The sequence below is a fragment of the Pseudomonas sp. H9 genome (genome assembly GCF_004353925.1).
Lineage (GTDB): Bacteria > Pseudomonadota > Gammaproteobacteria > Pseudomonadales > Pseudomonadaceae > Aquipseudomonas.
Genome location: NZ_SMOK01000025.1, coordinates 1 through 18,414, shown reverse-complemented (window position 1 = coordinate 18,414; position 18,414 = coordinate 1). Strand labels below are relative to the sequence as shown.

Here is an 18,414-nt window from a genome sequence, read left to right as displayed (position 1 = left end):
AAAAAAAGAGCGCGCATTGTCCGGGATTCAACTCACAGGCTCAAGCGCACTGCTACCCCGTAGCCGACAGCGCAACGACTGCCTATAATGCCGCCCCTATGGCTAAACAAAAGAAACATCCGACAGGGACCATCGCGCAGAATAAAAAAGCGCGACACGATTACTTCATCGAGCATAAGTTCGAGGCCGGATTGGTCCTGTCCGGTTGGGAAGTAAAAAGTCTGCGTGCCGGCAAGGCGCATCTGACTGACAGCTACGTGGTGCTCAAAGATGGCGAGGCCTGGCTGATGGGTAGCCATATCACGCCACTGACCACTGCCAGTACGCATGTCATCGCCGACCCTACACGTACCCGCAAACTGCTGCTCAATCGACGTGAGCTGGAGCGCCTGCATGCGGCCGTCCAGCAAAAGGGCTACACCTGCGTGGCCTTGTCGATTTATTGGAGCAAGCACCTGATCAAGTGCGAGATCGCGCTCGGCAAGGGCAAGAAGGAATACGACAAGCGCGATACTCAGCGCGAGCGTGATTCTGACCGCGAATTGCAGCGTGCCGTGCGCAACAAGGGCAAGGAAGACTGATTGTCGCGGGGCAAGCCCGCTCCCACCGGGTGCTCAGCCATCCCGTAGGAGCGGGCTTGCCCCGCGATTAAATTTCACCTAATGCGCACTACGCCGCTCGGCCCGCGCAGTTCGCTGCGCTTCTTCACGCACTTCTTCCAGCACTTCCTGCACGTACAAAATGTGCCGGCTCGACACCGCACGGGCATCTTCGGCACGCCCCTCAACAATTGCCAGATACAGCTCCCGGTGCTGATCGATCAGCATGTCGCGGGTTTCTGCACGCTGCTTGTACATGCCGCCGATGTTGGTCACCACGTTGCGCTTGAGCAGGTCGAACAGACCGCGAATGGTGTGCAGTAGCACCGCATTGTGACTGGCTTCGGCAATGGCCAGGTGAAAACTGGCATCGGCCACGCCCTCTTCTGCCCGGCTGACTTCGTCTTTACGGGTGTAGCAATCCTGCAGGGTATCGAACGCCGCCTTGAGCCGTAAACGGTCAGGCTCGGTTGCGCGGATCGCGGCGTAATAGGCACACGATGCCTCCAGGGTATGACGGAACTCCAGCAAATCGCGCTGCGCTTCGGGGTTGCACTCCAGCAACTTCAACAAAGGGTCACTGAAGGTTGAACCCAATGACTCAGCCACGTAGTTACCACCACCCTGACGGCTAACCAGCAATCCTTTGGCCACCAGCTTCTGGATCGCTTCACGCAGCGACGGCCGCGACACCCCGAACTGTTCAGCGAGCGTTCGTTCGGCAGGCAGGCGCTGACCGGCACTCAGGGTGCCTTCAAGAATCATCCCTTCAAGCCGCTCGACAATATCGTCGGACAAACGGCGTTGGCGGACCTGATCAAAAACCATCACATGCTCTCCACAATCCCGAGTGCGTTCGGGGCTGTCTATTCTGGCCTATCCGCACGCTGACGACACCCATCAGATCGCAACTTTCCCTGCCGCTCAGGCCCGAATTCCTACACCCATCCGACGAAAGTTTTCGTAGGACAAATTGACACACCCATAACGAGGCTTTTAACCTAGCGCCTCGACATTGTAAATTGGTCTGACCAATTATCCAATGCCAGTGCTGACCAACAACAATTAGGGGCCACCCCATATGCAAACCTGGCAACAGCTCTACAGCCCGCTTGGTAGTCTTGGTCTGTCCGCACTCGCGGCAGTCATCCCGATCGTATTTTTCTTCCTCGCCCTGGCGGTATTCCGTCTGAAGGGGCACGTCGCCGGTAGCATCACCCTCGCGTTGTCGATCCTGGTTGCGATCTTCGCCTTCCAGATGCCTGCCGACATGGCCTTTGCCGCCGCCGGTTACGGCTTCGCCTACGGCCTGTGGCCTATCGCGTGGATCATCGTTGCGGCGGTGTTCCTCTACAAACTGACGGTCAAGAGTGGCCAGTTCGAAGTGATCCGCAGCTCCGTACTGTCGATTACCGACGACCAACGCCTGCAGGTGCTGTTGATCGGTTTCTGCTTCGGCGCCTTCCTTGAAGGTGCAGCAGGCTTCGGTGCCCCGGTGGCAATTACCGCCGCCCTGCTGGTTGGCCTGGGCTTCAACCCGCTGTACGCCGCCGGCCTGTGCCTGATCGCCAACACCGCACCCGTAGCATTCGGCGCCCTGGGTATCCCGATCATCGTTGCGGGTCAGGTCACCGGTATCGACGCCTTCCACATCGGCGCTATGACCGGCCGCCAACTGCCGCTGCTGTCGTTGTTCGTACCGTTCTGGTTGGTGTTCATGATGGACGGCCTGCGCGGCGTCAAAGAGACCTGGCCTGCCGCCCTGGTCGCTGGCCTGAGCTTTGCCGTGACCCAGTACTTCACTTCGAACTTCATCGGCCCGGAACTGCCGGACATCACCTCGGCCCTGGCCAGCCTGATTTCGCTGACTCTGTTCCTGAAAGTCTGGCAGCCCAAGCGCTCGTTCGCCGATGCCACCGGCAGCGTCGGCGCCGCTGTTGTCAAAGGCGGCAGCCAGCCTTCGCCGTACAGTCTGGGCGAAATTTTCAAAGCCTGGTCGCCGTTCCTGATCCTGACCGTGCTGGTCACCATCTGGACCCTCAAACCCTTCAAAGCGGCCTTCGCTGCCGGTGGTTCGATGTACAGCTGGGTGTTCAACTTCGCCATCCCGCACCTTGATCAACTGGTGATCAAAACCGCTCCGATTGTTGCGAACCCGACTGCGATTCCGGCCGTGTTCAAACTCGACCCGATTTCCGCCACCGGCACTGCGATTTTCTTCTCGGCGCTGATCTCAATGCTGGTTCTGAAGATCAACTTCAAAACTGGTCTGACCACTTTGAAAGAGACCTTCGTCGAGCTGCGCTGGCCGATTCTGTCCATCGGCATGGTGCTGGCCTTCGCCTTTGTCACCAACTACTCGGGCATGTCTTCGACCATGGCCCTGGTACTGGCTGGCACCGGCGCGGCGTTCCCGTTCTTCTCGCCGTTCCTCGGCTGGCTGGGTGTGTTCCTGACTGGCTCCGACACCTCGTCGAACGCCCTGTTCAGCTCGCTGCAGGCCACCACCGCGCACCAGATTGGCGTCAACGACACCTTGCTGGTTGCAGCCAACACCAGCGGCGGCGTGACCGGCAAAATGATTTCGCCACAGTCGATCGCCGTAGCCTGTGCGGCCACCGGCCTGGTTGGCAAAGAATCGGACCTGTTCCGCTTCACCCTCAAACACAGCCTGTTCTTCGCCACCATCGTCGGCCTGATCACTCTGGTCCAGGCTTATTGGCTGACTGGCATGCTGGTTCACTAAAGTGACTGATGGCCGGGTGCGTTCGAGCGCGCCCGGCATCTGCCCTTTCAACCGACGCAGCGAGACCACATGATCATTTCTGCCTCTACCGACTACCGCGCAGCAGCGCAACGCAAGCTGCCGCCGTTCTTGTTCCATTATGCCGACGGTGGTGCTTACGCCGAGTACACCCTGCGCCACAACGTCGAAGACCTGGCCGGCATCGCCCTGCGCCAGCGCGTGCTGAAAAACATGTCTGAGCTGAGCCTGGAAACCCAGCTGTTCAACGAAACGTTGAGCATGCCGGTAGCCCTGGCCCCTGTCGGTTTGACCGGCATGTATGCCCGTCGCGGTGAAGTGCAGGCTGCCCGCGCCGCCGCGGCTAAAGGCATCCCCTTTACCATGTCGACGGTGTCGGTGTGCCCGATCGAAGAAGTCGCCCCGGCGATCAACCGGCCGATGTGGTTTCAGCTGTACGTGCTTAAAGATCGCGGCTTCATGCGCAACGCGCTGGAGCGAGCGAAAGCGGCAGGCGTCACCACGCTGGTGTTCACCGTCGACATGCCAGTCCCCGGCGCTCGCTACCGCGACGCCCACTCCGGCATGAGCGGCCCGAACGCGCCGCTGCGTCGCGTGTGGCAAGCCATGACCCACCCACAATGGGCTTGGGACGTAGGTTTGTTGGGCAAGCCGCATGACCTCGGCAACATCTCTACCTATCGCGGCAGCCCGACCGGCCTGGCCGATTACATTGGCTGGCTGGGGAACAACTTCGACCCGTCGATTTCCTGGAAAGACCTGGAATGGATTCGCGAGTTCTGGGACGGCCCGATGGTGATCAAGGGCATCCTCGACCCACAAGATGCCAAAGACGCGGTTAAATTCGGCGCCGACGGTATCGTCGTTTCCAACCACGGCGGCCGTCAGCTTGACGGCGTGCTGTCCAGCGCCCGCGCCCTGCCGGCCATTGCCGACGCAGTAAAAGGCGACCTGAAGATACTTGCCGACTCCGGTATCCGCAGCGGCCTCGATGTCGTGCGCATGATTGCCCTGGGTGCCGACACCGTGCTGATTGGCCGGGCCTTCCTCTATGCACTGGCCACCGCTGGTGAAGCCGGGGTGAAGAACCTGCTGGATCTGTTCGAGAAAGAAATGCGCGTGGCCATGGTACTGACCGGTGCCAAAACCATCAGCGAGATCACCCGCGATTCGCTGGTACGCGAACTGGGCGCTTGATTGCCGCGCCCGCACCAATCACCGCCTGATTGACCGGGGCACCCGGCGCGCCAGACGCCGTGGCCCCGCGAGGAGATTGCATGAGTCTGCCCGCCGCGTTCCTCGACACGGTTGAACACCTGATCCCCCGCGAGCGGCGTTTTGACGACCCGCTCTCGACCTTGGCTTTCGGCACCGACGCTAGCTTCTACCGCTTGATTCCCAAACTGGTGATTCGCGTCGAACGTGAAGACGAAGTCGCCACCCTGCTCAAAGCCGCACATGCCCATCAGGTTGCAGTCACCTTCCGCGCGGCGGGCACCAGCCTGTCCGGTCAGGCCGTAAGCGACTCGGTATTGCTGGTACTCGGCGATAACTGGAATGGCCGCGACATTCGCGACGGTGGCACACAGATTCGCCTGCAACCCGGCGTCATCGGCGCCCAGGCCAACGCCTGGCTGGCACCCTTCGGGCGTAAGATCGGCCCCGACCCGGCCTCGATCAACGCCTGCAAAATCGGCGGCATTGTGGCCAACAACGCCAGTGGCATGTGCTGCGGCACCGCGCAGAACAGCTACCACACCCTGGCCGGCATGCGCCTGCTGCTCGCCGACGGCACCCTGCTCGACAGTGAACTGCCCGACAGCGTCACTCGCTTTCGCGAAAGCCACGGGGCGATGCTTGATCAACTCTGCGAACTGGGCCGGCAAACCCGTGCCAATACCGAGCTGGCCGCCAAGATCCGCCACAAATACCGCTTGAAGAACACCACAGGCCTGTCGCTGAACGCGCTGGTCGACTACGACGAACCGCTGGATATCCTCACCCACCTGATGGTGGGCTCCGAAGGCACCCTGGGTTTCATCAGTGCAGTGACCTACAACACCGTGCCAGACCATCCGCACAAAGCCAGTGCGTTGATCGTCTTCCCCGATGTTGAAACCTGCTGCAATGCGGTACCGGTGCTTAAACAGCAGCCGGTGTCTGCCGTCGAACTGCTCGACCGCCGCAGCCTGCGCTCGGTAGAAAACATGCAAGGCATGCCAGCATGGGTGAAGAGCCTGTCGGCCAATGCCTGCGCACTGCTTATCGAATCCCGCGCCGCGACACAATCGCTGTTGCACGAGCAGCTTGCCCAGATCAGCACCTCCATCGTCCAATTCCCGGTGGAAAAGCAGGTGGACTTCAGCGAAGACCCAGTGGTGTACAACCAGCTCTGGCGCATCCGCAAAGACACCTTCCCCGCCGTGGGTGCCGTGCGCGAAACCGGCACCACGGTGATCATTGAAGACGTGACCTTCCCGGTCGAAAAACTGGCCGAAGGCGTGAACCGGCTGATCGCCCTGTTCGACAAACACGGTTACGACGAAGCAATCCTGTTCGGCCACGCGCTAGAGGGCAACCTGCACTTCGTCTTCACCCAGGGTTTCGACTCCCCCGAGCAAGTCGCGCGCTACTCGGCCTTTATGGACGACGTTGCCCAATTGGTTGCCGTCGAGTATGGCGGCTCACTGAAGGCCGAACACGGCACCGGGCGCAACATGGCCCCCTTCGTCGAACTGGAATGGGGCAGCGATGCCTATCAATTGATGTGGCAACTCAAACGCCTGCTCGACCCGGCCGGCATCCTCAACCCCGGCGTGGTGCTGACCGACGACCCGCAACTGCACCTGAAGAACCTCAAGCCACTGCCCGCTGCCGACGAGATCGTCGACAAATGCATTGAATGCGGATTCTGCGAACCGGTGTGCCCGTCTAAAGGGCTGACGCTGAGCCCGCGCCAGCGCATCGTTATGTGGCGCGACATTCAGGCGAAGAAACGCGCGGGCAGCGATACCCGTCAGCTTGAACGCGACTACCAGTACCAAGGCATCGACACCTGCGCCGCCACCGGCTTGTGCGCCCAACGCTGCCCGGTGGGGATCAACACCGGTGAACTGGTGAAGAAACTGCGCGGTCAGTCCGCTGAGCACGTAAAAACCGCCAACTGGCTGGCTGACAACTTCCACACCGCACTCAGCGGCGCACGCTTTACCCTGACGGCGGCAAACGGTGCCCGTAAACTGCTTGGCGCACCGCGCCTGAGTCGCCTCAGTAGCCACCTGAGCAAACTCAGCCACGGCCGCCTGCCGCAGTGGACAGCGGCGATGCCACAACCCCTGAAAGCCATCGAATTCAACGGCACCAGCAACGACGCCCGGCCGCGGGTGGTGTACCTGGCCGCTTGTGTTTCACGGGTGATGGGCCCGGCGGTGGCCGATCGCGAGCAAACCTCATTGCTCGACAAAACCCGCGCCTTGCTGGAGAAAGCCGGCTACCAAGTGGTGTTCCCGGAGAACCAGGACAACCTCTGCTGCGGCCAGCCGTTTGCCTCAAAAGGCTACGCCGAACAGGCCGAACACAAACGCCAGGAACTGATCAACGCCCTGCTCCACGCCAGCCGCGGAGGGCTTGATCCGATCTACTGCGACACCAGCCCATGCACCTTGCGCCTGGTTCAAGATCTGGCCGAAACCCGCCTGGATCTCTATGACCCGGTGCGTTTCATCCGCACCCACCTGCTCGACAAACTGGAGTTCACCCCCCAGGACGAGCCGATAGCCGTACATGTGACCTGCAGTACCCAACACCTGGGAGAAAGCCAAGCCCTGATCGACCTGGCGCGACGTTGCAGCAAACAAGTGGTGATCCCAGAAGGCATCCACTGCTGTGGCTTTGCCGGTGACAAAGGCTTCACCACGCCTGAACTCAACGCCCACTCACTGCGCAGCCTCAAAGATGCGGTGCAGTATTGCAGCGAAGGGATCTCCACCAGCCGCACCTGCGAAATCGGCCTGTCGACCCATGGCGGGATTGAATACCACGGACTAGTTTATCTGGTGGACCGCGTGACCCGGGCACGGGCTATTTGAATGCATCGCGGGGCAAGCCCGCTCCCACCACAATCACCACCTGTGGGAGCGGGCTTGCCCCGCGAAATCAAATTAATCTGAACCCCCGAAAAGTACCGCAGTCCACCCAGTAAGGCCTTCCTCCCAAGGCCATCCCGCCAAGGAGATTCACATGAAGCGTATTGCGATTTCCGGACTGTTCTTGAGTGCCGCACTGCTTACTTCACCGGTGTTTGCCGCCGACGACCTGTGTGCAGCCAACCTGCAGAAGATCGATGACATGATGGCCACCGCTGGTGCCACCTCGGAAGCCTTGGGCGACAGCATCAAGACCCATGTCGACGATGCCAAGAAGGCCCAGGCTGCAGGCAACGACAAAGACTGCATCGCCATCACCAGCAAAGTGCTTGAACGTTTGGAGAAGGTTGAAAAAGGCGGCCAGTAGTCAATTGCCAGGGCGACTGGAACCGCAGTCGACGTCGCCCGAGCGATGGCGTATACTCCGTCGCAAGCATTGAAAAATGCTTCAGCTAGAGCGAAACAAATGGGGCCGATTAGGATTCGACGCCGGTAGTGAAACTCTAGGTGCATGCCGAGTTGGTAACAGAACTCGTAAATCCACTGTTGCAACTTTCTATAGTTGCCAATGACGAAAACTACGAGGGCTACGCTCTCGCTGCGTAAGCAGCTGAGCCCGCTCTTCTGGTAGCTTCGGCTCCAGCAATCATCAGGGGATGCCTGTAAACCCAAAATGATTGTCATACAGAACAGGATCGCCGTGCAGTACGTTGTGGACGAATCGGCTAAAACTTACACAACTCGTCCAAAGCACCCTGCCCGTCGGGCGGCTGCGGATTAACTCAATAGACACGGCTAAGCATGTAGTACCGACAGCGGAACACTGGCGGACGGGGGTTCAAATCCCCCCGGTTCCACCAAACACGTTAAACAAATCAGGCACTTAGCGAATCTCGCAAGTGCCTTTTTTGTGTCCAAATGGGCTGTTTTGGCTGGGGAATGCCAGCTTTATGACAGCCTCCCTGCCCGCGAAACCTATCCTCGGCTGCCTCAACATCCGGCAAAGCGTTTTCCGACGTTTTTCCGGTTTGAAATCGCGCCCCAGGAGTCTGAAAGGGTTATTAAATCTGTGTCCGGCTTACACACAGAGACCCAAACATGCCGACACATGCCCTCAAGAAATACCTGATCAGCAACACCTCTCTGCAGCAGTGCTTTGACAAGAGCCGCTCCGGCCTCGAAAAGCTGCGCGAAGCGGACCCCAATTTCCCACGCCCCATAAAATTTGGCCCGAACAAACAGGCTGGCGTTTACTTCGTCGTCGCGGACATCGAGGCCTGGTTGGAGAGCAAGATCCGCGAGCGTGATGGAGTCACTCTGGATCTCACCGGGCGTGAAGACCAATGACCACACACGAACAGATACCGTCGTTCTTGGCAGAAATGCCCGAGCCGGCACTGGACTCATACCTGAATCCAAGCATTGTGCCAAAGTCGCTCCCGAGCGGGTTGGCCAGGGTGATGCCATGGCATGACGACCTACTACCTACTGCTCTTCAGGAGTACGTGCGGGATGTCGCTGAGCGGACTCAGTGTCCGCCGGATTTTGTTGGAGTCGCGCTTGTGGTTGCTATCAGTGCCGTGGTGGGGCGCAAATTCTCCATCCACCCGAAACAGCACGATGATTGGACAGTCGTTCCCAACCAGTGGGGTGTCATCATCGGGCGGCCGTCGGCGATGAAAACACCGGCGCTCAAACAAGCACTGCGTCCCTTGGATGCTTTGGAGGCAAGAGAGCGAAAACAGCACGACATGGCGGTGGAGGAGTACAGAACCAACAGTGAGTTGCTCGATATTGAGCGCAAGTCCGCGAAGAGTAAGGCCACAAAACTTATTGGCCGCGGCGACAGAATTGGAGCGCGGGAGGAGCTCACGAAAGTTTCCAGTGACGTAAAAACTCCGGTCCAGCATCGCTACACCGTCAACGATTCAACGGTCGAGAAGCTCGGGGAGCTACTCAACGAAAACCCGAACGGCCTGCTGCTAGTGCGTGACGAACTGGGGGGCTGGCTCGCAACAATACAGAGCGAGGACGGCTCAGTTGCGCGCGCCTTCTACCTGGAATGCTTCGATGGCAACGGCTCATTTACCTACGACCGTATTGGCCGAGGCACCATGTTCATCGAGTCATGTTGTTTATCGCTGATCGGTGGCATTCAACCCTCACGCATCGCATCCCTGGTGAACGCCGCGATCAGCGGTGAACTGGATGACGGCCTGATTCAGCGCCTACAACTCGCCGTTTATCCCGACGATGTCCGTGAATGGCGTCTGGTCGATCGCTGGCCGAACAAAACTGCCGCTGAGCGCGTGGAACAGATTATTGACCATCTCGACCAGCTGCCCTCCGAAAATCGCACTGCAATCAGGTTCAACCCAGAAGCACAGGAAATATTTAACGTATGGTATACACGTCATATGCGGAAAATCCGGAGCGAAGAACTTCACCCAGCATTGCAATCTCATTATCTGAAAATGCCGAAAACCATTGCAGGCTTGGCCCTACTATTTGAGCTAATTGAAGGTAGGCGGGAGACTGTGGGCGCAGAGTCTACTACCCGGGCTATTGACTGGGCGAACTACCTGATGAGCCATGCCCAGCGGCTGTACGGCGCGGCAATCAACGCACCACTACTCGGGGCACGGCTGATCCTCGAGCGCCAGCAGAAGTTACCCGAACCGTTTACCTCAAGAGAAGTGCGCCAAAAAGACTGGACGGGATTGGGCTCGCAGGATGCCGTAAATAATGCGCTCGCAGTTCTGGCTGAACACCACTTCATCGTTGGCTACGAGGTTGCGAGTGAGAAAGGTGGCCGCCCATCGACACGCTATGTCTGGCGAAAATCGTAGCCCCTACCCACCTGTTTACTCAAAAGGCCGGCAGAGCGACCTACAAAACCTACGAAACCTGGTTCTGTAGGTTTCGTAGGTAGCCCCTCCTTGGTTGGGAGGAATAACCTGCGCTCGTATAGAGGCACATCTACACCAGTGCAGCAGGCAAAAAATAAATTTGCCAGCGACAGCTAACGGCCGATTCTGTTGAAAAAGTCGGCCATGGTTTCCACGACGGAAAAGTGCGCGCTGGAGATTGAAATCTTTACTTTGAGTAGAGGATTCCGGGCACAGATTTCACGTAGTGATGTGTAAAAAGGCGTTTTCACCGTCCCACGCATGAGTCGCCAGGCCGGGTCGACTTTTTCAACACAATCGACCCAAAGCGGTCGCCGGACTTCCTTGAGACCGGTCATTGTCGGCAGCTCAAGCCGTGAAGTCTCGGTCCAAGATCCGCGATTGGCGGGAGGTCTGATTCGAGTCGGTGGCTCACATTGAGAGAGATCAGGTACATATCGACTCAACTGATCCGCATATTTCTCCGCAGAGTCCGATCTCTCAGCAGACGTTTTCGGATGCAGGGGGATCAATCATAGAGCCAAGCCCTTTCGCGCAATGCAATGGAGCTACCGAGTAGTATGTGCGTAGCATTGATATAATCGCTGAGTGCGTTAATCGAAATTGGCTTATCAGGTGGCGTATGACCACCCCCCCTGGAGTAAAAATTGGCAGTCGATCTTCAAGATCTTTCTCGGCGCCTGTTCGCCACGGCAAACCAGCTCTGGACCAATACCGAGCTGAGGCCGGATCAGTATGCGCAGCCCGTGTTGGCGCTGATTGCTCTACGACAGATGGAAGCACGCTTCGACGTCGTCGATGCCGAGCTTCCCCGCGGCGGGCGACTCGGCAATCCCACTCCGCCGGATTACCATGCGAAGGGCGCAATCTTCCTGCCGCCGCATGCACGCTTTTCTTATCTTCTTGGCCTGCCGGAAACAGAGAATTTGGCCGAGGCGCTGAACGGAGCGATGGAGGCCATCGCCGAGTACAACCCCGATCTCACCGGCGTGCTGCCGCAGGGCTACGGCTCACTGCCCAATTCGGTGCTGCGCGAGCTGCTGCGGCTGCTGCAACCGCTTGCCATTACAGGCGACGCCTACGGTCTGATCTTCGAATATTTCATGGGCGAGTTTGCCTCCGCCTTCATGCAGAAGGGCGGCGAGTATTTCACGCCCTCGAGCATAGTGAAGCTGATCGTCGAGGTGATCGAGCCTTTTCATGGCCGCATTCTCGATCCCGCCTGCGGCTCTGGCGGCATGTTCGTCCATTCCGCGGAATTCGTGAAGCGGCACAATGAAAACCCCGCGCGTGCCATCAGCATCTATGGCGTAGAGAAGATGGCAGATACGCAGAAGCTGTGCCGGCTCAATCTCGCGGTCCACGGCCTGTCCGGCGACATTCGCGTCGCCAGTAGCTATTACGAAGATCCGCATCAGATGGTGGCCAAGTTCGATTTCGTGATGGCCAATCCGCCCTTCAATCAAAAAGAGGTGGATACAGCCCGCCTGGTGAACGAGGCGGGGCATGTGGACGCGCGCTTTTCGTTAGGTGTGCCCAGCGTCAACAACGCTAACTACCTGTGGATCGGTCTGTTCAATGCCGCTCTCAACGATCAAGGCCGTGCCGGCTTCGTGATGGCCAACTCCGCGTCGGACGCGGGCGGTTCCGAGAGGGAGATGCGGCGCAAGCTAATTGAGAGCGGGGTGGTCGATGTGATCATCTCCACCTCGCCCAATATGTTCTTCACCGTCACTCTGCCGGTGACGCTGTGGTTCCTCGACAAGGGGAAGAAGGGTAGCTCACGTGAAGGTCATGTGCTGTTCATCAATGCGCGCCATATCTTCCGCCAGGTAACGCGCGCCTATCGCGATTTTACGCCCGACCAGATCGAGTTCTTGGGTAACATCGTCCGCCTTTGGCGCGGCGAGGAAGTGGAGCTGGCGGCGGGCAGCGACCCGTCCATGACTGCGTATTTTGGGGGTGAAGGTTATAAGGATATTCCCGGCTTGTGTCGTATCGCCACCCGCGCAGAGATCGCCGCGCAGGACTGGAGTTTGAACCCTGGGTGCTATGTGGGCGTTGCTCCGGGCGAGCAGCCCAACGACGAAGACTTCCGCGAGCGGCTGGAGGCTTTGCAGGAGGAGTTGGAAGGGCTGAACGACGAGGCTAAGCGATTGCAGGCGGTGATCGCGGCGAATGTCGCTGAGGTGCTGACAGTATGAGTGAATGGCAGACTTTGCGAATAGGCGACCTCGGGAGAGTCGTTACCGGAAAGACACCTCCTTCTTCGCAGCCTGAAATGTTCGAGGGGGAAATTCCGTTTATCACGCCGAGTGATATGTTTGACGATCAACGACACATTAGCACCGAGCGCTTTGTCTCGGCAGCTTGGGGCAAGCAGCGGACATTGCTGCCGGAAGGTGCAATCTGCGTCGTTTGCATTGGAGGGACAATCGGCAAAATCTGCATGACCAGTAGATCGTCCCAAACGAACCAGCAGGTAAACAGCGTGATCGTTGATCCGGCACGTTTTGACTCAGGGTTCGTCTATTACACACTTCGGACATTGGCCGCAGAATTGAAGGCGCGGGCAGCCGGGGCCGCAACTCCGATCCTCAATAAGTCGGCATTTTCGGACGTTACTATCACCGCTCCCCCCCTCGAAACTCAACACCGCATTGCGGGGCTTTTAGGGGCTTATGACGATTTGATCGAGGTCAACCGGCGGCGAATTACGGCGCTGGAGGAGATGGCTCGCGGGTTGTTCAGCGAATGGTTCACCCGCCTGCGTTTTCCCGGCTATGAGAACGCGGCCATCGAAGATACCCCCAATGGACCTCTGCCGGCAGGGTGGAGCTGGGGAGTCGCTGGTGATTTGTTACAGTTCGACCCCCGAACCCGAGTTCCGCGCGAGGGCGAAAAGCCGTTCATCCCGATGGGGCATCTCGACACTGCAACTTCGCTGATCGCAGAGCCTGAGGCGCGCACGGGTAATGCTGGCGCAAAGTTCCAGAACGGCGATACGCTGTTCGCGCGGATCACTCCCTGTCTTGAAAATGGCAAAACCGGTCTGGTGCGGAATCTGCCCGGCCCGGATGGCGTTGGGTTTGGCTCGACCGAATTTATCGTCATGCGAGGAGAGAGAGTTGGGCCGGCCTTCTGCTATTGCCTTTCGCGGCTACCTGCCTTCAGGGAACATGCGCGCATGTCCATGTCCGGGGCATCCGGCAGGCAGCGCGCCCGAACAGATAGCGTGGCGGATTTTCCCATTGCTGTTCCAGCAGCGAATAACCTGTTCGAGCGGTTCGAGAAGGCAGCATGGCCAATGTTGGAGTTAGTTGGCCAGATTGGACTATCGAGCGAACGGCTCGCTGCCGCACGCAATCTGCTTCTCCCTCGCCTAATTTCCGGCCAGCTTTCAGTCACCCAGGCTGAGCGGGAATTGGAGGCCGCCTAAGATGCTACTACCTTCGCTCTCCAGTGAGTTTTCCGAAGACGGGGCCGTTGAGCAGCCGGCGCTGGCGTTGTTGCAGCAACTGGGCTGGAAATACATCAACCTGATGGAAGAGAAGCCGGGACCGGATAATCCCACCGGCCGCACTAGCTTTCGTCAGACTTGGCTTCCGTCGCGATTGCGCGCGGCGCTCACTAAACTCAACCCTGGCCAGCCGGCGGAAGCTCTGAAGCTTGCCGAGGAAGTGTTGACACAGGATCGCTCTGCACTTTCTCCTATTGCCGCCAATCGCGAGCTGTATCACCTACTGCGTACTGGTGTTCGAGTCGAGGTCAAGCGCCCGGAGAATGGCAAAAGCGAAACCGTCACTGTCCGCGTGATCGACTGGCGCAATGTGGAGGCCAATGATTTCCTTGTCGCCAGCCAGGTATGGATCGAGGGTTTGCTGCACAAACGTCGTCCGGACACCGTCGGCTTCGTCAATGGTCTACCGCTGCTCCACGCAGAGTGGAAGGCGCTCTCAAAGCCGATCTTCAACGCGTACGACGAAAATCTGCGCGATTATCGCGATACTATCCCGCAGCTGTTCCCGTTCAACTGCTTTGTGATCCTTTCCAACGGTCATGAATCGCTGATGGGTGGCTCGCATACCGATTTCGATTTCTTTGCGCCGTGGAAACGCGTCGATGAGGATGGCCCGGAAGACCCTAGCCTTGAGACGATGCTACGTGCCACGTGCGCGCCGGCGCGATTCCTCGACCTGATCGAAAACTTCCTGCTTTTTGATGAAGCCAAGGGTGGCTTGCGCAAGGTGGTGGGCAAATACCATCAGGTGCTGGGCGTAAACCGCGCGATGGTCGCGGTGGAGCATGTCGGCCAGAACAAGGGCCGCCTCGGCGTGTTCTGGCATACGCAGGGATCGGGCAAGTCACTCTCCATGGTGATGTTTGCCGAAAAGGTGCTGCGGCGCCTGGCCGGCAATTACACCTTTGTGATCGTGACCGACCGCACCGAGCTGGATGACCAAATTGCCGGGCAATTCGCCAGCGTTGGCGCGCTCACCAAGGAAACGCAGCAGGTGCAGGCGGATAGCCGAGCTCATCTGCGAGAACTGCTGTCGGGTAACGAACGTTATGTCTTTACTCTGATCCAGAAATTCTCGACCGCTGATAGGGAGCCGATGCCGGTGCTCTCCAAACGTTCCGACATCATCGTGATTACGGACGAGGCGCACCGCAGCCAGTATGACCAGCTCGCCGCTAATATGCGCGTGGCGCTGCCCAACGCCGCTTTCATCGGCTTCACCGGCACGCCGCTGATCCAGGGCGAGGAAAGCCGCACTCGTGAGGTGTTCGGCGATTACGTCTCGGTCTACGACTTTGCCCAGTCCGTCCGCGATGGCGCGACGGTGCCGCTCTACTATGAATCGCGCAAGCCCGAGCTTCAGCTCAACGCTGACGAGCTAAAGGCGGAGCTGGATGAGCTGCTCGATGAGGTTGAGCTAAGCGAGGAGCAGGAGAAGAAGCTCCAACGCGAATTCGGCCGCCAATATACGCTCATTACCAACCCCGACCGGCTCGACAAGGTGGCCGATGATGTAGCGCTGCACTTCGCCATGCGCGGCTATCGTGGCAAGGCGATGTTCGTTGCCATCGACAAGGCGACTGCAGTTTCCATGCATGATCGCGTCAAAGCGTCGGTCGCCCGGCTGATCGCGGCGGATGAGAAGGCGCTCAAGACTGCGCATGAGGCGGAAGGCGCGGCTATTGCCGAGCGGCTCTCGTGGCTACGCGAGTTGGATATGGCTGTGGTTGTCAGCCAGAGCCAGAACGAGATCGACGACCTCAAGAAAAAGAGCCTCGATATCCTCCCTCACCGCGAGCGGATGCAGAAGGAAGACCTGGAGGAGAAATTCAAGGACAAGAACGACCCGCTGCGACTCGTCTTCGTCTGTGCAATGTGGATCACTGGTTTTGACGTACCCACCATCGGTACCGTGTATCTCGACAAGCCGATGAAGAATCACACGCTGATGCAGACTATCGCGCGCGCCAACCGCAACGCGCCCGGCAAGACCAGCGGCGTGATCGTCGATTACGTGGGCGTGTTCAACAATCTGCAAAAGGCGTTGGCGATTTACGCAGGCAGCGCGGTCGGCACGGACAAGGACGAAACGCCGATCAAAGACAAGGAAGCCTTGGTCAAGGCGTTGGAAGAGGCGTTGGAACAAGCGCGGAGCTTCACACGGCCGCTGGGCGTCGATAGTGATGCGATCATGGCGGCGGATGCGCTCTCCCGTCTCGGTCTGATTGCCAAGGCAGTTGAGATACTGGTTGCACCCGATGAGCGGCGCAGGGAGTTTGGTCAGCTTACCAGCGCGGTGACTAAGGCCTACAAGGCGGTGCTGCCCGACGAGCGGGCTGCCCCCTATCTCAAGCCGGTAGCGGTGTTCCATATGCTGGCGGACGCAGTAAGGGCCAAGCTGGGGCCGATCGATATATCGGCCATCCAGGCGAAGATCGCTGAACTACTCGACGAGAAACTAGAAGGCGTCGCGATTCTGACGCCTATCGTTGAAGGTGCAGGAGTCGAGGGACGCGTCGATCTCTCCGGCATTGACTTCGACAAGCTGGCCAAGTTGTTCGAAAACAGCCCCAACGTCGCTGCCGAACTTGTGCGGGAGGAGGCTGAGAACAAGATCAAGAAAATGGCCGAGGCCAACCCCACTCGTGTCGATCTTGTCGGGAAGCTCGAAAAGCTGGTCGCCGAATACAACGCCGGATCTATCGACGCGGAGAAATTCTTCGAGGCGCTGAAAGCATTCGTCGCCGACCTCTCAGAGGAAGAGGAGCGCGCTTCCCGCGAAGGACTGACTGAGGAGGAACTGGCGATCTTCGACCTGCTTACTACCCCGGAGCCGAAGCTGACCACGACCGAAGAGATGGAGGTAAAACGCGTAGCGAGGGCGCTGCTAGCCAAGCTCCACGAGCTAGTGGACGGCCTGGACTGGTTGCGCGCCCAGGAAACGCGTGGTGCGGTGTGGTCGGAAATCCGGCAGCGGTTGAATGAATTGCCGCAGAAACCCTATCCAGATGCCCTGTGGAATGCAAAGGTCAGCCAGGTGTGGGACTTCGTGACGCGGCGCTATGCCGGCGAGGGCGTGCCTATTCACTAATGCTGGCTCGGATGGACAACTAGCGGCTTGCATAGCTATCTGTCAGGGATGCATAGCCGCGGGCATGGCCATCAGGATATCTACCTGTCTGCATTGGCAGCTTCGATAGGCCATTAGCAAAAACCATCTCGCGAGCGTCTTCGTCTATCGTACCGGGGGTAGTCCAACTCTCATTGACATGGCCATGCGCCGATCCCCCTGCGTATTTATGAAGCCACATGTATTTGGGTCAAATGTGGATCGGTAGCGAACCGTCTAGCGCGGCCCACTCCCCACGCCAAAATACGAGTCATGGATTCACCAGGTCGCGAGTCCAAGGCTTCTTCGTGAAACATCATTCCGGAGCGCGCATACACACCAATGAACAACTGTGTAACGCCTGTACGCGACAAGCGCACTTGGACATCGATGGTCGTGCCGTCGTCTAGAGTCTCGTCATGAGTACGGTGGTGAAGGGTCGGATCTGCCCAATTCCAGAAAGCATCACCCCGTATACGCATGTGCCCCCCTGCGACTGTAGTATTAGATGAATATCTCTCCAACATAGTCGACGAGACTCGTAGCGCAACGGCAATGGTGAAGCATTGGGTACTTCATCCGACTATCGGGCAGCATATAGCCCTAAAGGATTGGAGCCGTTGTCAGTGAGTCTTGAGGTACGAAAATCCATCCCTCCTGTTCCGGCACATTTGACGGAGGCCAGACCAAGTGATCGAGCTCGAATCTGAAGAGCCAAGCAATCAGCGCAGCAGTGAGCACATCTCGGTCGCGTCGCGACGGACACCCTCGACATTACAGGCGAATAGAAGTGATCGCACAAAATCGTCAGTAGTCTTCGCCTGGTTGATCTGTTCGCGCAGATTTCCTCGCCACGGCTTACCTCGCATCCGCAGGTCCTGGTCAACCACCACTGGAGCATCTCGGCTGAGGCGATTCCGGTCGCAGTTCCAGCCACCAACATCCCAGCCGATCATCAGCGATTCGGCACTCAAAGTATTTTCCCCGTCCGCTACCGGTCCTATGTGGCCCGTGCGGCCTCCACGAATCATACCTACCATAGAGCTCAATGCCGCTCCCGCAAGGTTAAGTCAATTGCTGGCTTCATGTTTGCCAGCCTCAGCGCCTGAGCCGCATCAGAGTGCGCTTCAACGCCAACTACCTGGAAAGTCTCGTGAAAACGCTAAAACCCAGTATTCATGCGGCTTGCGGCCACAACACCCCTTCACGACACCTCTTGACGACACCCCTTTACAACGCCAACCACCTGGAAAAAGCCCGTGAAAACGCTGAAGTCCAGTATTCATGCGGCTTGCAGCCACAACACCCTTTCACGACACCTCTTGACGACACCCCTTCACAACGCCAACCACCTGGAAAAAGCCCGTG

13 protein-coding genes and 1 other RNA gene are annotated in these 18,414 nt (G+C 58.5%); 11 read left to right on the top strand and 3 right to left on the bottom strand.

The window, feature by feature from the left end:
• The first annotated feature begins 98 nt into the window (after positions 1–98).
• Positions 99–581, top strand: a complete 483-nt coding sequence (gene smpB / locus E1573_RS19490) for an SsrA-binding protein SmpB (RefSeq protein ID WP_133216208.1) — start codon at positions 99–101, stop codon at positions 579–581.
• Positions 582–659: 78 nt separating this feature from the next.
• Here the strand turns inward: smpB and E1573_RS19485 are convergent, their stop codons facing one another.
• Positions 660–1,427 (bottom strand): GntR family transcriptional regulator, encoded by a 768-nt coding sequence (locus E1573_RS19485; RefSeq protein ID WP_133216207.1) that lies wholly within the window; start codon positions 1,425–1,427, stop codon positions 660–662.
• 253 nt (positions 1,428–1,680) lie between these two features.
• Here E1573_RS19485 and E1573_RS19480 point away from each other — a divergent pair, with 253 nt between their 5' ends.
• The 10 genes from E1573_RS19480 to E1573_RS19430 all read left to right on the top strand — a co-directional run bounded on the left by E1573_RS19480 (position 1,681) and on the right by E1573_RS19430 (position 17,028).
• Positions 1,681–3,345, top strand: a complete 1,665-nt coding sequence (locus E1573_RS19480; RefSeq protein WP_133216206.1) for a lactate permease LctP family transporter — start codon at positions 1,681–1,683, stop codon at positions 3,343–3,345.
• A gap of 69 nt (positions 3,346–3,414) precedes the next feature.
• On the top strand, positions 3,415–4,560 hold the full coding sequence (lldD, locus tag E1573_RS19475; protein WP_133216205.1) for an FMN-dependent L-lactate dehydrogenase LldD: 1,146 nt from the start codon (positions 3,415–3,417) through the stop codon (positions 4,558–4,560).
• Between the two features lie 80 nt (positions 4,561–4,640).
• A complete protein-coding gene (locus E1573_RS19470) occupies positions 4,641–7,451 on the top strand; it encodes an FAD-binding and (Fe-S)-binding domain-containing protein (RefSeq protein WP_133216204.1) in 2,811 nt (936 codons plus the stop codon).
• 151 nt (positions 7,452–7,602) lie between these two features.
• Positions 7,603–7,875 carry a hypothetical protein gene (locus E1573_RS19465; RefSeq protein WP_133216203.1) on the top strand — a complete coding sequence of 91 codons (273 nt, stop codon included), beginning with the start codon at positions 7,603–7,605 and terminating at the stop codon, positions 7,873–7,875.
• A gap of 101 nt (positions 7,876–7,976) precedes the next feature.
• Positions 7,977–8,368, top strand: a transfer-messenger RNA (tmRNA) gene (gene ssrA / locus E1573_RS19460).
• A gap of 238 nt (positions 8,369–8,606) precedes the next feature.
• Positions 8,607–8,855, top strand: coding sequence for an AlpA family transcriptional regulator (locus tag E1573_RS19455; protein WP_133216202.1), 249 nt, complete (start codon positions 8,607–8,609; stop codon positions 8,853–8,855).
• The gene (locus E1573_RS19450; protein WP_133216201.1) at positions 8,852–10,357 is read left to right on the top strand and encodes a YfjI family protein; all 1,506 of its coding nucleotides are present in this window, start codon (positions 8,852–8,854) and stop codon (positions 10,355–10,357) included. The genes E1573_RS19455 and E1573_RS19450 overlap by 4 nt, the downstream gene beginning before the upstream one ends.
• Before the next feature lie 707 nt (positions 10,358–11,064).
• Positions 11,065–12,621, top strand: a complete 1,557-nt coding sequence (locus E1573_RS19440; RefSeq protein ID WP_133216200.1) for a class I SAM-dependent DNA methyltransferase — start codon at positions 11,065–11,067, stop codon at positions 12,619–12,621.
• Entirely contained in the window at positions 12,618–13,856 is a 1,239-nt protein-coding gene (locus E1573_RS19435) for a restriction endonuclease subunit S (RefSeq protein ID WP_133216199.1), read from the top strand. Before E1573_RS19440 ends, E1573_RS19435 begins: the two co-directional genes overlap by 4 nt.
• Before the next feature lies 1 nt (position 13,857).
• Entirely contained in the window at positions 13,858–17,028 is a 3,171-nt protein-coding gene (locus E1573_RS19430) for a type I restriction endonuclease subunit R (protein WP_133216198.1), read from the top strand.
• Between the two features lie 206 nt (positions 17,029–17,234).
• Here E1573_RS19430 and E1573_RS27040 read toward each other — a convergent pair whose 3' ends face one another.
• Both E1573_RS27040 and E1573_RS19415 read right to left on the bottom strand, forming a co-directional pair.
• The gene (locus E1573_RS27040) at positions 17,235–17,528 is read right to left on the bottom strand and encodes a hypothetical protein (RefSeq protein ID WP_133216196.1); all 294 of its coding nucleotides are present in this window, start codon (positions 17,526–17,528) and stop codon (positions 17,235–17,237) included.
• A 240-nt stretch (positions 17,529–17,768) separates the two neighbouring features.
• On the bottom strand, positions 17,769–18,020 hold the full coding sequence (locus tag E1573_RS19415; protein ID WP_256659586.1) for a hypothetical protein: 252 nt from the start codon (positions 18,018–18,020) through the stop codon (positions 17,769–17,771).
• Positions 18,021–18,414: the final 394 nt, after the last annotated feature.

What these genes read in the sequence shown, in the direction of transcription:
- smpB (WP_133216208.1), top strand. Translation starts at nt 99, where the DNA reads ATGGCTAAACAAAAGAAACATCCGACAGGGACCATCGCGCAGAATAAA.
- E1573_RS19485 (WP_133216207.1), bottom strand. Translation starts at nt 1,427, where the DNA reads ATGGTTTTTGATCAGGTCCGCCAACGCCGTTTGTCCGACGATATTGTC.
- E1573_RS19480 (WP_133216206.1), top strand. Translation starts at nt 1,681, where the DNA reads ATGCAAACCTGGCAACAGCTCTACAGCCCGCTTGGTAGTCTTGGTCTG.
- lldD (WP_133216205.1), top strand. Translation starts at nt 3,415, where the DNA reads ATGATCATTTCTGCCTCTACCGACTACCGCGCAGCAGCGCAACGCAAG.
- E1573_RS19470 (WP_133216204.1), top strand. Translation starts at nt 4,641, where the DNA reads ATGAGTCTGCCCGCCGCGTTCCTCGACACGGTTGAACACCTGATCCCC.
- E1573_RS19465 (WP_133216203.1), top strand. Translation starts at nt 7,603, where the DNA reads ATGAAGCGTATTGCGATTTCCGGACTGTTCTTGAGTGCCGCACTGCTT.
- E1573_RS19455 (WP_133216202.1), top strand. Translation starts at nt 8,607, where the DNA reads ATGCCGACACATGCCCTCAAGAAATACCTGATCAGCAACACCTCTCTG.
- E1573_RS19450 (WP_133216201.1), top strand. Translation starts at nt 8,852, where the DNA reads ATGACCACACACGAACAGATACCGTCGTTCTTGGCAGAAATGCCCGAG.
- E1573_RS19435 (WP_133216199.1), top strand. Translation starts at nt 12,618, where the DNA reads ATGAGTGAATGGCAGACTTTGCGAATAGGCGACCTCGGGAGAGTCGTT.
- E1573_RS19430 (WP_133216198.1), top strand. Translation starts at nt 13,858, where the DNA reads ATGCTACTACCTTCGCTCTCCAGTGAGTTTTCCGAAGACGGGGCCGTT.
- E1573_RS27040 (WP_133216196.1), bottom strand. Translation starts at nt 17,528, where the DNA reads ATGCGTATACGGGGTGATGCTTTCTGGAATTGGGCAGATCCGACCCTT.